This window comes from Kitasatospora albolonga (assembly GCA_002082585.1).
Classification (GTDB): domain Bacteria; phylum Actinomycetota; class Actinomycetes; order Streptomycetales; family Streptomycetaceae; genus Streptomyces; species Streptomyces stephensoniae.
This window is the reverse complement of sequence record CP020563.1, coordinates 151,707-164,055: the sequence shown is the minus strand read 5'-3', so window position 1 is coordinate 164,055 and position 12,349 is coordinate 151,707. Positions and strand designations below refer to the sequence as shown.

General features: G+C 71.5%; 12 protein-coding genes. 11 read left to right on the top strand and 1 reads right to left on the bottom strand.

Translation table 11 applies throughout. The features are described 5' to 3' along the window. Positions 1 to 193: 193 nt before the first annotated feature. Positions 194 to 778, top strand: coding sequence for a hypothetical protein (locus B7C62_00700; protein ARF70932.1), 585 nt, complete (start codon positions 194 to 196; stop codon positions 776 to 778). Between the two features lie 13 nt (positions 779 to 791). Then, on the top strand, positions 792 to 2,144 hold the full coding sequence (locus B7C62_00695; GenBank protein ID ARF70931.1) for a glutaminase A: 1,353 nt from the start codon (positions 792 to 794) through the stop codon (positions 2,142 to 2,144). 12 nt (positions 2,145 to 2,156) lie between these two features. Here the strand turns inward: B7C62_00695 and B7C62_00690 are convergent, their stop codons facing one another. Then, positions 2,157 to 2,975, bottom strand: coding sequence for a ribonuclease (locus tag B7C62_00690; GenBank protein ID ARF70930.1), 819 nt, complete (start codon positions 2,973 to 2,975; stop codon positions 2,157 to 2,159). Between the two features lie 325 nt (positions 2,976 to 3,300). Here B7C62_00690 and B7C62_00685 point away from each other — a divergent pair, with 325 nt between their 5' ends. The 9 genes from B7C62_00685 to B7C62_00645 all read left to right on the top strand — a co-directional run bounded on the left by B7C62_00685 (position 3,301) and on the right by B7C62_00645 (position 12,239). Then, positions 3,301 to 3,513: a hypothetical protein gene (locus B7C62_00685; GenBank protein ARF70929.1), complete on the top strand. Its 213-nt coding sequence runs from the start codon at positions 3,301 to 3,303 to the stop codon at positions 3,511 to 3,513. Positions 3,514 to 3,682: 169 nt separating this feature from the next. Then, positions 3,683 to 4,837, top strand: a complete 1,155-nt coding sequence (locus B7C62_00680; GenBank protein ID ARF70928.1) for a 50S rRNA methyltransferase — start codon at positions 3,683 to 3,685, stop codon at positions 4,835 to 4,837. 104 nt (positions 4,838 to 4,941) lie between these two features. Then, the gene (locus B7C62_00675; GenBank protein ARF70927.1) at positions 4,942 to 6,120 is read left to right on the top strand and encodes an acyl-CoA dehydrogenase; all 1,179 of its coding nucleotides are present in this window, start codon (positions 4,942 to 4,944) and stop codon (positions 6,118 to 6,120) included. 641 nt (positions 6,121 to 6,761) lie between these two features. Beyond that, complete coding sequence (locus B7C62_00670; protein ARF70926.1) at positions 6,762 to 8,249, top strand: hypothetical protein; 1,488 nt, start codon at positions 6,762 to 6,764, stop codon at positions 8,247 to 8,249. Continuing rightward, on the top strand, positions 8,246 to 8,683 hold the full coding sequence (locus tag B7C62_00665; protein ARF70925.1) for a hypothetical protein: 438 nt from the start codon (positions 8,246 to 8,248) through the stop codon (positions 8,681 to 8,683). Before B7C62_00670 ends, B7C62_00665 begins: the two co-directional genes overlap by 4 nt. Continuing rightward, positions 8,670 to 9,023: a hypothetical protein gene (locus B7C62_00660; GenBank protein ID ARF70924.1), complete on the top strand. Its 354-nt coding sequence runs from the start codon at positions 8,670 to 8,672 to the stop codon at positions 9,021 to 9,023. Before B7C62_00665 ends, B7C62_00660 begins: the two co-directional genes overlap by 14 nt. Then, the gene (locus B7C62_00655; GenBank protein ID ARF70923.1) at positions 8,992 to 9,612 is read left to right on the top strand and encodes an ATP-binding protein; all 621 of its coding nucleotides are present in this window, start codon (positions 8,992 to 8,994) and stop codon (positions 9,610 to 9,612) included. Before B7C62_00660 ends, B7C62_00655 begins: the two co-directional genes overlap by 32 nt. Then, a complete protein-coding gene (locus tag B7C62_00650) occupies positions 9,612 to 10,946 on the top strand; it encodes a hypothetical protein (GenBank protein ID ARF70922.1) in 1,335 nt (444 codons plus the stop codon). The genes B7C62_00655 and B7C62_00650 overlap by 1 nt, the downstream gene beginning before the upstream one ends. Positions 10,947 to 11,000: 54 nt before the next feature. Beyond that, on the top strand, positions 11,001 to 12,239 hold the full coding sequence (locus B7C62_00645; protein ID ARF70921.1) for a hypothetical protein: 1,239 nt from the start codon (positions 11,001 to 11,003) through the stop codon (positions 12,237 to 12,239). Positions 12,240 to 12,349 lie beyond the last annotated feature (110 nt).

The window sequence follows — 12,349 nt, the reverse complement described above, 5'->3', positions numbered from 1 at the left end:
CCGTATGAAGCGGATGCTTCGACGAGTCAATTCATACCTTTTGATCCTAATATGGGCGAGTTGGTGATCATCGGTTGCGCGAAGCGCCTGCGATGCCCACGCTCGCGGCCTCCTCGTGCCCGTTTGTCCTCTCCTCATCCCTCGATATCCCCTCGATATCCCCTCGATATCCCCTCGATTGGACGGACCGTCCGTGAAAGCGAACCTCCACCGCCGCAGGGCCCGTCTCCTGGTGTCCGCCGCGGCCGTCGTCCTCCTGGCCGCCACCGCCGCCTGCGGCTCCGACACCACCAGTGAGGGCACCTCCCGGAGCGTGCGGACGCTCACCCCGGAGCACTCCGAGCACACGGAGTCCTCCGAGTCCCCGCACGCCGAACCGGAGGGGTCACCGTCCGAGGGGGAGAGCCCGCGCACCCAGCGCAGCTTCGCCGCCTCCGTATCCGCCGAGACCGAACGCGTCCGGCGGGAGGCCGCCGAGAAGCTCGAAGGCGTCCAGGGCCGGGGCAACGCGGTGGGGGACGTCTCGGTGAACGGGCTCCCCGTCACCGCCTCGGAGGAGGTCCGCAGCGCCCTCGTCCGGGTCACCAACCCCACGGACGAACCGGCCTTCTACGCCGTGAAGGTGGAGTTCGTCGACGCGGAGGACCAGGTCCTCGACACGGTCGTCGTCGGGGTGGAGGACGCCCCGCCGGACCGTACGGTCACCGCCCAGGCCAACAGCCGCGAGGCCGCCGGGGTGAAGACCTTCCCCCGGGTCGCCCAGGCCGAGCGCGACTGAGAAGGAGACGCAGATGAGTGCCACCGACGCGGTGACCGACTCGCTCAACAGGATGCGCGCCGAATTCGGCGACGTCCCCGGCGGCCGTACGGCCGACTACATCCCGCAGCTGGGCCTCGCCGACCCGGACGCCTTCGGGCTGGCCCTGGTCAGCATGGACGGCCACCGCTACAGCGCGGGCGAGGCCGAGGTGCCCTTCACCATCCAGTCGGTCTCCAAACCCTTCATCTACGCCCTCGCGCTCTCCGTCCTCGGCCTGGACGAGGTGAGCCGGTGGGTGGGCGCCGAGCCGAGCGGCGACGCGTTCAACGCCATCAGCCTCGAACCCGGCACCGGCCGCCCCGCCAACGCGATGGTCAACGCCGGGGCCATCGTCACCACCGCCCTGATCCCCGACACCCCCGGCGAACCCGCCTTCGACCGCGTCCTGCACTGCCTCGGCCGCTTCGCCGGGCGGGAACTGGACGTGGACGAGGAGGTGTTCACCTCCGAGGCGATGACCGGCGACCGCAACCGGGCGCTCGCCTACCTGATCCGCTCCACCGGCACCATGCCCGTCGACCCGGTGCTCGCGGTGGACCGGTACTTCCGTCAGTGTGCGGTACGGGTCACCGCGCTCGACCTCGCCACGATGGCCGCGACCCTCGCGTACGGCGGGGTCAACCCGGTCACCCGCGAGCAGGTCGTCCCGGCGGAGGTCGCCGCCCGGGTGCTCGCCGTGATGGCCACCTGCGGGATGTACGACGGTTCGGGGGAGTGGCTGCTGCGCATCGGGCTGCCCGCCAAGAGCGGGGTCTCCGGCGGGCTGATCGCGGTCGGCCCGGCCCGCTTCGGCCTCGCCACCTACAGCCCGCCGCTGGACACCTCCGGCAACTCGGTGCGCGGTCAGGCGGCGCTCCGGGCGCTCTCGGAGCGGTACGGGCTCCATCTGATGCTCAACCCCGCGCTGCCCGGCTCCACCGTCAGCCTCGTCACCACCGCCGACGACCTGCCCACCGCGCCCTCGGCCGATCACGAGCGGGAACTGCACGAGAAGGTCGGCGTGGTCGCCGCGCAGGGGGCCATCGACTTCACGGCGGCCGAACGCGTGCTGTACGCGCTGGACGAGTCGGGGACCGACGGGAGGGGGTCGGTCGTGCTGGACCTGCACGACGTGACCGCCATCGACTCGGTCGCGCTGGGGATGCTGCACATCGGTCTCGGCCGGCTCTCCGCCGACGGCCGGCGCGCCGCGGTCGTCGACCCGCGCGACCTGCTCGGCCCGCCGGACATCGTCCGGGAGGGCACCGGCCAGGACCTGCCGCGCTACGCGACCCGCGAGGCCGCCGTGGCGGGCTGTGCGAGGACCCTGGCCGGTGAGGACTGACCCGGGCCGGGGCTACCAGATGGCCCCGACCCACTCGGGGTGGTCGATGAACGGGTTCCGGTTGTGCTGGAACCGCTCGAATATGACGTCGTTACGCCGCTTCTCGAAGGCGTCCGGCGGGTCCTGCTCGTTCCACTGCTTCAGCACGGACAGCCTGCCCATCTTCGGGGCCGAGCCGTTGTTCACCCGGTCGTTGGGTTCGAGGTCGGCGAAGGAGTCGTTGCCCTCGTAGCGCACCGCCATGTAGAGGATCATGCGGGCGACGTCCCCCTTGACCGCGTCGCGCGGTTCGAAGGAGTCGCCGTCGGTGTAGTTGCCGGGCGCCTCGCCCAGTTGGCTGCCGCCGTTGTCGAAGTCCTTGTTGCCGCGGGCGGAGTTGACCGAGACGTCCTCGGGGCGCAGATGGTGGATGTCGGTGCCCGGGCCCGTGGCCGTAGCGAAGCCGCCGTGCGACTTGGCCCAGACGTGCTCGCGGTTCCACTGGTCGGCGTTGCCGCCGTTGTCGTTCTTGGACTGGGAGCGCCCGGTGTAGAGCAGGATCACGTTCGAGGGGTTGGCGGGGTCCTCGTCGGTGGCCTTGAGGGCGTCCCACACCTGGCTGTAGGAGAGCTTGGTCTGGTCGCTGATGATCGTGTGCAGGGCGGCCTTGAGCTCGGCGCCGGTCTTGCCGAGGGCGTCCCGGTAGTACGTGTCGTCGAGTGCGGCGGCGAGGGCGGTGGGGCGGTCGGGCGGGGTGTCGGCGGGGGCCGCCGCCGCGGTGCCCGCGAGGAGGGCGACGGCGGCGGCGGTGGCCAGAAGCGGACGCGCGTAGACCTGATGGCGACGGGACATGTGGGGTGTCCTCTCGGAACGCGGGCACCACGGCGCCCGCCCTGGGTGGGGGCGCTCGTCGGGGTGCCGTGCGGTGGGTGGTACCGGGAGCGTCGCACACGGACCGTGGCCCGGGTGTGAACGCTGTGTACCTATCATGTGCAGGTCAATATGGGGCGCGGCCGGGCGGCTGCCCGGCGGCCCAGTCGCGCAGGGCCCGAAGTGGTGGAAGCCGACGACGCACTCGGCGTCCCGGGCCCGCTTCACTCTCCCGGGTGGCCGGACCTCTCGGATGCGGCCCGGCCCGTACGGCGCGAGAATTGCCGCAAGGACGAGGAGGAGCGGCATGAGCGAAGACCCCGAATCCGTATCCGAGGCCGCGCCCGAGGTGCGGGGCGTCACCCCCGACCGGCTGCTGCACACGGGCGCGAGCGACCGGCCGAGCCCGGAGGACGTGGTGCTCGCCTCCGGGCGGGACCTGAATCCGCAGACCCTGGAATGGGCGCGTCGCAAGCTGGCCGAGGAGGGGCGTTCCGCCCTCGACAAACAGCTGCCCTGAACCAGGGCCCATGGCTGAACCACGGCACACGGCTGAACCGGCCATGGCGCCCGCCTCACCGGGGAAGGCCCGCCCGGGGGCCCGGCCGGCCGGGCCCCCGGGGTGATGGGGCCGAGGGGCCGGGGAGCGTGTGGGGCGCCCCCGGCCCCTCGGTTAGCCTGAGTGACATATGAACCGTTTGACGACCTCACAGGGCACTTTCGAGCTCGCCCGCTTCCCCGAGCACCCCCGCGACCCCTTCCGGGCCTGGGACGCCGCCGACGAGTACCTGCTCCGGCAGCTCACGGACGCCGAGACGGGGCCCGTCGACCTCTCGGGCACGGTCGCCGTCCTGGGGGACCGGTGGGGTGCCCTGGCCACCGCGCTGGCCGCCCACCGGCCCGTTCAGATCAGCGACTCCTACCTGGCCCGGCGCGCCACCGAGGCCAACCTCGGCCGTAACGGTCTGGACCCGGACTCCGTGACGCTGCTGTCCTCGCGCGACACCCCGCCGGGCCGCGTCGACGTCCTGCTGGTACGGGTGCCCAAGTCCCTGGCGTTCCTGGAGGACCAGCTCCACCGGCTCGCCCCGGCCCTGCACGCGGGCACGGTGGTCATCGGCACCGGCATGGTCAAGGAGATCCACACCTCCACCCTCAAGCTCTTCGAGCGGATCATCGGGCCGACCCGCACCTCCCTCGCGGTGCGCAAGGCGCGGCTCATCTTCTGCACCCCCGACCCCGCGCTGCCGCGTACGCCGAGCCCGTGGCCGTACCGCTACGAGCTCCCCGGGGACGTGGGCCCGGTCTCCGGCCGCACCGCCGTCAACCACGCCGGGATCTTCTGCGCCGAGCGCCTGGACATCGGCACCCGCTTCTTCCTGAAGCACCTGCCCAGACGATCCGGACCGGTCCGGATCGCCGACCTGGGCTGCGGCAACGGCGTCCTCGGCCTCTCGGCGGCGCTCGCCAACCCCGACGCGCACATCACCTTCGTCGACGAGTCGTACGGGGCCGTCGCCTCCGCCGAGGAGACGTTCCGCCTGGGCGCTCCGGAGGGCGCGAAGGCGGACTTCCTGGTCGGCGACGGACTCACCGGGCCGGCCCCGGGCAGCCTGGACCTGGTGCTCAACAACCCGCCGTTCCACTCCCACACGGCGACCACCGACGCCACCGCGCGCACGATGTTCACCGGCGCGCGCACCGCGCTGCGGCAGGGCGGCGAGCTCTGGGTGGTCGGGAACCGGCACCTCTCGTACCACACCCATCTGCGCCGGATCTTCGGCAACTGCACCACGGTCGCGGGCGACCCCAAGTTCGTCGTCCTGCGCGCCGTCAAGCGCTGAGCGCCCAAGAGCCGCGTCCCCGGCCCTTCCGGATTCTTGCAACACGTTCTACTGTGTGCGCCGCCGCACACGGGCGCCGCAGAAGCGAGAACTCCGGAGGGGCCGTGCACCTCGAATACACGTCTGAACAGCAGCGGTTGCGTACCGAACTGCGTCACTACTTCGCCGCCCTGGTCCCCGACAACGCCTACGCCCGCTACGCGGAACCCGCCGCCCAGAAACGCTTCTACCGCGAGACGATCCGCCGCCTCGGCGCCGACGGCTGGCTGGGGGTGGGCTGGCCGACGGAGTACGGCGGCCGGGGGCTGACCCCGATGGAACAGTTCATCTTCTTCGACGAGGCGGCCCAGGCGGGCGTGCCGCTGCCGCTGATGGCCCTGAACACCGTCGGGCCCACGATCATGCGGTTCGGCACCGACGAGCAGAAGGCGTACTTCCTGCCGAAGATCCTCGCCGGGGAGACCGACTTCGCCATCGGCTACAGCGAACCGGACGCCGGTACCGACCTCGCCGCGCTCAAGACCCGCGCGGTCCGCGACGGGGACACGTACATCGTCAACGGCCAGAAGATCTGGACCACCAACGGCGACACCGCCGACTGGGTCTGGCTCGCCGTGCGCACCGACCCCGAGGCCCCGCCGCACAAGGGCATCACCATGCTCCTGGTCCCCACGAGCGACCCCGGCTACTCCTGCACCCTGATCAACACCCTCGCCTCGCACGACACCACGGCCGGCTACTACGAGAACGTCCGGGTCCCCGTCTCCCACCGTGTCGGCGAGGAGAACCAGGGCTGGCGGCTCATCACCAACCAGCTCAACCACGAACGCGTCACCCTCGCCGCCCACGGCACCATGGCGGTCCGCGCCCTGCACAACGTCCAGCGCTGGGCCGCCGCCACCATGCTCACCGACGGCCGCCGCGTCATCGACCTCGGCTGGGTCCGCGCCCTGCTCGCCCGCACCCACACCCGCCTGGACGCCATGAAACTGCTCAACTGGCAGATGGTCTCCGCCCTCCAGGACGCGACCCTCACCCCGCAGGACGCCTCGGCCGTCAAGGTCTACGGCTCCGAGGCCCGCCGCGACGCCTACGCCTGGCTGATGGAGATCACCGGCTCGGCGGGACCGCTGAAGGAGGGCTCCGCCGGTGCGGTGCTCCACGGCGAACTCGAACGCGGCTACCGGTCGGCGGTCATCTTCACCTTCGGCGGCGGCAACAACGAGATCCAGCGCGAGATCATCTCCTGGATCGGACTGGGAATGCCGCGCGTACGGAGATGACGCACCGTCACCGGGAAGGCCCCGAAAGGGCTTCCGGTGCCCCCAGGAACCGACTGCCCGTCACCGGACCGGTGACGGGCAGTCGTTCTGTCCCCGCGACTGGACCGTCTGAAGGTCGAGAAGGAACTACCGGTCGGCGGCGTAAGTGCCTAAGATCATGCGTTGCAGCAAAGAGTGCATTTGCTGACCCAAGCGGGCCTCCCTGTCGGCGACTTGATTGACTTGTGCCGACAAGGGGGACCATCGAACCGGTTAGGGGATTTCTGCGTGCAAAGCGGGGGTTTGCTTCCCGGAGTCCGTGCCGCATCCGGCGGGCCGGAAGCCGCCCGGGTCCGTATCCGCCCGGTCTCCGTACGGTGCGGACCGCACCTCGTTAGGTGTACCCACCAAGGGCGATCTCCGGCCGCGAAACATTCTTTTGCGCCATTGTCGGGGCTGTCCCCGTCCAAGGGTTGCCCCGCCACGGTGATGGGCGGTTTCCTCGCCACAGCTCCTCTTCCCGGGCATGATCCACACCCGCCCCGACGTGCCTCTTTCCCCCTTCCAACTGGAGATTTCGTGCAGTTTCCCGGCCGTGGTTTCCCCACGCTCCCCCCGCTCGCGATACCCGGCGCCGACGCGCCGTCGGCCGGTGAGCGCTGATGTGGGTGTACGGCGTTCTGGCGCTCGCCCTGCTGGCCGCGGCGGTCGGCGGCCTGTCGGCCCGGCGGGCCCGGGCGTCCGCCCGCGCCGCCAGGGCCGACACCGAACTGCTGCGGCAGCAGGCGGAGTTGCAGCAACACCAGTCGGCGCTCCAGAAGCAGCATGACGACAAGCTGGCCGAGAACCTGCGGGCCGAGGTGGAACGCCACCGGGCGGAGGCCGCCCGCGCCGACGAGTACTCCCAGGCCGCGGTAAGGGAGTTCGTGTATCTGGCGGAGACCCGGCTGCCCGCCATGGTGGGCGCGCTGCGCCATCCGGGCCGTCAGATGCCGGGCCCGGCCGATGTCAGCCTGATGTCGACACCGGTCGGCGCCGCCTGCGACCAGGTGCTCAGGAAGGCCGCCGCCGCTCTGGAGGACGAGCGCGTCCGGACCGACGAGGCGGCGCAAGCGGTTCTGCGTACGGTGATGGGGAGCTTCCGGGCCCAGGCCGCCCAGGCGGAGGTGCTGGCCGAGCGGGTCCAGCGCCAGATGGACGGCTCCGACCTGCTGAAGTCCATGTACGAGCTGGACGAGAACCTGGTGCTGATGCGCCGGCTGGCCCAGCGCACCGCGGTGGCCTGCGGGGACGCGCCCGGTACCGCGCGGGAGAACACCCCCGTCGCCATCGCCGTGGCCACCGCCCAGTCCCGGGTGCGGGAGCACCGCCGGGTGTCCGTGGTGAACCACGTGCCGCGCGAGGCCGACGGCCAGATCCTGGCCCTCCAGGCCCCGGTCGCCGAACCCCTGATCATGGTCTTCGCCGAGCTGCTGGAGAACGCCGTGTACTCCTCGGTGGGCTCCACCCAGGTCCGGGCGGAACTGCACCGCACGGCGACGGGCGTGCTCGTGATGATCTCCGACAGCGGCCCCGGCCTGGACACCGTGGAGAAACAGCGGTTCGTGCAGCTGATGCTGGCCTCCGACCGGCGGCTGCTGCTGTCCGACCTCGGCTCGCCGCCTCGGCTCGGACTGGCCACGGTGGGGCGCCTCGCGGCCCGGTTCGACGGGCTGAGCATCACCATGGACCCGTCGTCGGCCCGGGGGGTCTGCGTGAACGTCCACATCGACAACAGCCTTCTCGTCGCCGTCAGCGAACCGGCCAGGCCCGCCGCGTCGGGGGCGAAGCTCCAGCCGATCGCCTCGCCCAAGCCCGTCCCGGCCCCGCGGCCCGAGCCGGCCGGGCCCGCCGAGGAGGAGCGGCCCCGGCCCGCGCTCCCGGCCAGGAGCAGCGCCGACGGGTTCCCGACCCGACGGCGCAAGTCCCCCGACACGGCCCCCTCCGCCGTGCCGGACGCGCCCCCCTCCGCACCAGAGCGCGACCCCGCGGCGGTCCGCTCCGCCTACGCGTCCATGCAGTCCGGCGCCCAGCGGGCCCGGTCCGAACAGAGAGGACCGGAAACCGCCGGTCCCGCCCCTACCTCCACCACCTCTTGGGAGACACGATGAGCAGCCCTGGCCGTTACCGTGCGTCCGGCACGCCCCTGGCCGAGCGCAGGGACTACTCCGAGCACGCCCAGCGCCTGTTCGACGACACCGGGGCGCAGGCCGTCGTCCTGTTCACCGGTGACGGGATCATCGCGGGCCGGAACCAGGAGGCCAGCCAGGAGCAGGCGGAGCAGGCGTCCGCGATCTGCACCTCCCTCTTCAGTACCGCCCTCACCGCGTCGGAGCTCTTCCCGGTGGACGGGGCCGGGGAACTGCCGCTGCGCCAGGTGACCGTGGAGGACGGCAACAGGTTCGTCATCGTGGCCCAGGCCGGCTCCAACGTCCGCGTGGTCGTCTACACGCACCCCGGCGCCGACCTCGGCGCGGTGTCCTACAAGATCGCGCGGTTCGCCGAGTACTTCGCCCCCAAGGTCGCGGGCCGTGCGCAGGCGTGAGCAGCCGCGCGAAGTCCCCGCGTATCTCGCGACCGGGGGCCGGACGCGGCCCCGGCAGGAGCTGCCGGACCTGCTGACCCGCCTGGTCTGGGCACGGGCCGAGACCGACGGAGGTCTCGACCCGCCGCAGCAGGCCCTGCTCGACGTGGTCAAGGGAGGCTCCCTGACGCTGGCCGACGCCGGCGCCTACCTCCGCCTGCCTCCCGCCGCGATCCGGGTACTCACGTGTGACCTGCTGGAACTGGACCTCATCCAGGTCGTCGTTCCCGCAGTCCGCTCCGACATCTCACTCCTGGAGAACGTCCTCAATGGACTCCGCAATCTCAAGGACACCGCCTAGCTCCCCCGGCTACGTCCCGGCGGGCTCCCCGCTCGTCAAACTGATCGTGGCGGGAGGATTCGGGGTCGGCAAGACCACTCTGATCCAGTCCGTCTCCGAGGTCAGGTCCCTCCACACCGAGGAGGCCCTGACCGCCCCGAGCGCCCTCGTCGACCGCGTCGACTTCACCCCCGACAAGACCAGCACCACGGTCTCGATGGACTTCGGGCGCCTCACCCTCTCCACCGGCGCCGCCGACCCCCCGGTGCTCTACCTGTTCGGCACCCCGGGCCAGACCCGCTTCAAGCAGGTGTGGGAGGACCTCGCCTACGGGGCGCACGGCGCGCTGCTCATCCTGGACCTGCGGCGCCCCGACGACTCCTACGACGCCCTGGACCTGGTGGAGCGCTCCGGGGTGCCCTACGTCGTCGCGGTGAACGACTTCCCCGACGCCCCCTACGTCCCCGACGCCCAGGTACGGGCCGGGCTGGACCTCGCCGACCACACGCCGCTGATCCACTGCAACGCCCGGGACCGCAACTCCTCCATCGACGCTCTGATCGCCCTCGTCCGGCATGTACTGGACACCTACCGCCAGGACGCCGCCTGATGACCTCCCTACCGGCTCCGCCTTACTACTGCCTGTACACCGAGCACTTCGCCCAGGCGGCCAACCGCGCCACGTACTACTCGAACATGCGTGAGCACTACGGAGCCCTGGCCCCCGTCGAGATCGTGCCCGGCATCATGGGATGGCTGGCGGTCTCCTACGAGGCCGCGCAGCAGATCCTGCTCGACCAGGTGAACTTCAAGAAGAACCCGACGGGCTGGGCGTCCCGCCTTCCCCCGGACCACCCGGTGCTGGGCATGCTCGGCCCACGGCCCAACCCGCTGTTCACCGACGGGGATGAGCACGCCCGCTACCGCCAGGTCGTCTCCGACGCGTTCGCCGGTGTCGAACCGCACCATCTGCGGGACACCGTCCGGGTGGTGGCCGACCACCTCATCGACCGGTTCGCCGCCGAGGGGGAGTGCGACCTGATCGGGCAGTACGCCCGCCCGCTGCCCTCCTACCTGTTCAACCGGCTCTTCGGCCAGTCCGACGACGACGCCCCCCGGCTGGTCGCCTCCCTGGCCGGCCTCATGGAGGGCGTGGACGCCGCGGCCGCCGCCACGGCGGAGTTCGAGCGGTACATGGGCGACCTGCTCGCCGCGAAGACGGCCAACCCCGGACCGGACATGGCCACGGCGATGATCCAGCACCCCGAGGGCCTCACCCCGATGGAGCTGCTGCACAACTTCGTGCTGACCGTCGCGGCCGGACAGGAACCCACGACGAACCTCATCGGCAACGGCCTGTTCGAATACCTCATCGACGACGACCTCTACACCGAGGTGGTCAACGGAACGCTCGACGTCCAGCCGCTGATCAACCGCGTCCTGGCCACCCGCCCGCCCATGGCGAACTACAGCGCCCACTACGCCCGCCACCCCATGCACTTCCACGGCCACAACCTCCCGGCCGACATGCCCGTCCTGATCTCTTACGAGGCCGTCGGCCACGACCCCGCCGTGCTCGGCACCGGAGCCCATATGGCCTGGTCGCAGGGGCCGCACGCGTGCCCCGCCATCGGCATGGCCGAGACCATCGCCTCCATCGCCATCAGCCAGCTCATCCACCGGATTCCCGACCTCCAGCTCGGGGTCCCGGCCGCCGAGATCCGCAACCGCCCCGGCCCCTACCACCACGCGCTGGCCGCCATGCCCGCCCGCTTCACCCCGGTCCGGGCCAGAACCCGCAGCGAAAAGCCGTGGCCGTCGAACCCCTACACCAGCACGACGGCCGACGACCGCGACGCCGAACCCCCGCCGCTCCCGCAGAACTGGCAGACCTGGCTGCCCGCCGAGTGCCCCGTCGGCCACAGTCGGCGACCGCCTGTGTGACACCCCCCGCCCCGCCCTGCCCCCAGCGCCGAACTGTTCGAGGGAGTAAACACGATGGACGTCTTCAAGCTCGACCCCGCGGCCTCCGACCGGATCGGGGAGGACGCCGCACTGCGCGCCCGAGGCCCCCTCACCCAGGTGGACATCCTGGGCGTACAGGCATGGGCCGTCAGCAACCCCCAGATCCTCAAGGGCCTCCTGAACGACAAACGCGTCTCGAAGGACCCCCGCCAGCACTACCCGGAGTTCGAGTCCGTGGCCGCCCGGTGGCCGCTGGCCACCTGGATCGTGGTGCAGAACATGTTCACCGCCTTCGGAGCGGACCACCGCAAGCTCCGCAGGCTCGTCGCCCCCGCCTTCAGCGCGCGGCGCACCGCCCAGATGGTCCCCGTCATCCAGGAGATCGCCGCCGGACTGCTCGACGCGATGGAGGAACGGGCGCGGCGCGGTGAGACCGTCGACGTGCGCGCCGAGTTCGCCCACAAGCTGCCGATCCAGGTGATCTTCCGGCTCATGGGCCTCGCCCCGGAGTGGGAGGCCAAGCTGGCCGGACCCGTCCACAACGTGTTCGCCACGATGCTTCCCGAGGACGAGCAGCGGGCCAACTACCAGAACCTGGGACAGCTGCTCTCCGACTTCGTGGCGGAGAAGCGGGAGCGGCCCGGCGACGACCTGACCGGCGATCTGATCACGGCCAGCGACGAGGGCACCCAGCTCTCCGGGCACCAGCTCGTCGACACCCTGATCCTCGTCATCAGCGCGGGCTTCGAGACCACGGTCGGTCTCATCACCAACGCCCTGCACAACCTCCTCACCCACCCCGACGAGCTCCGTACCGTCCGGGAGAACCCGGCCGAGGGCTGGGACGCCGTGGTCGAGGAGACGCTGCGCCGGGACGCCCCCGTGGCGTTCCTCCCCCTGCGGTACGCCGTCGAGGACATCGACGTGGCGGGCGTCCGCATCGGGAAGGGGGAGGCGATCCTCGCCGCCTACAGCGCCGCGGGCCGCGACACCTCGGCCCATGAGAAGGCCGACACGTTCGATGTGCGGCGGCCCGACAAGACCCACCTCTCCTTCGGCCACGGCGTGCACTTCTGCATCGGCGCGCCCCTGGCCCGCGCGGAGGGCACCATCGCGCTCTCGGCCTTCTTCGAGCGCTTCCCCGACGCACGGCTCGCCGACGAAGGGGCCCGCCCGGCGCCGATGGAGTCCATCATCAGCAACAGCCCCCGGGAACTGCGGGTCCAGCTGCTGCCGTCCGCCGACCGGCCGAGGGCGGGAGCGCTCGCCTGACCGGACGTTCCGGAATCCGTCCCCCGGCCCGTCCCCGGGCCGGGGGACGGGTTCGTCCTGCCCGCCGCCCGGATCGGCCGATCCCGCTGCCGGGCGGGGCCGGAGCGGCG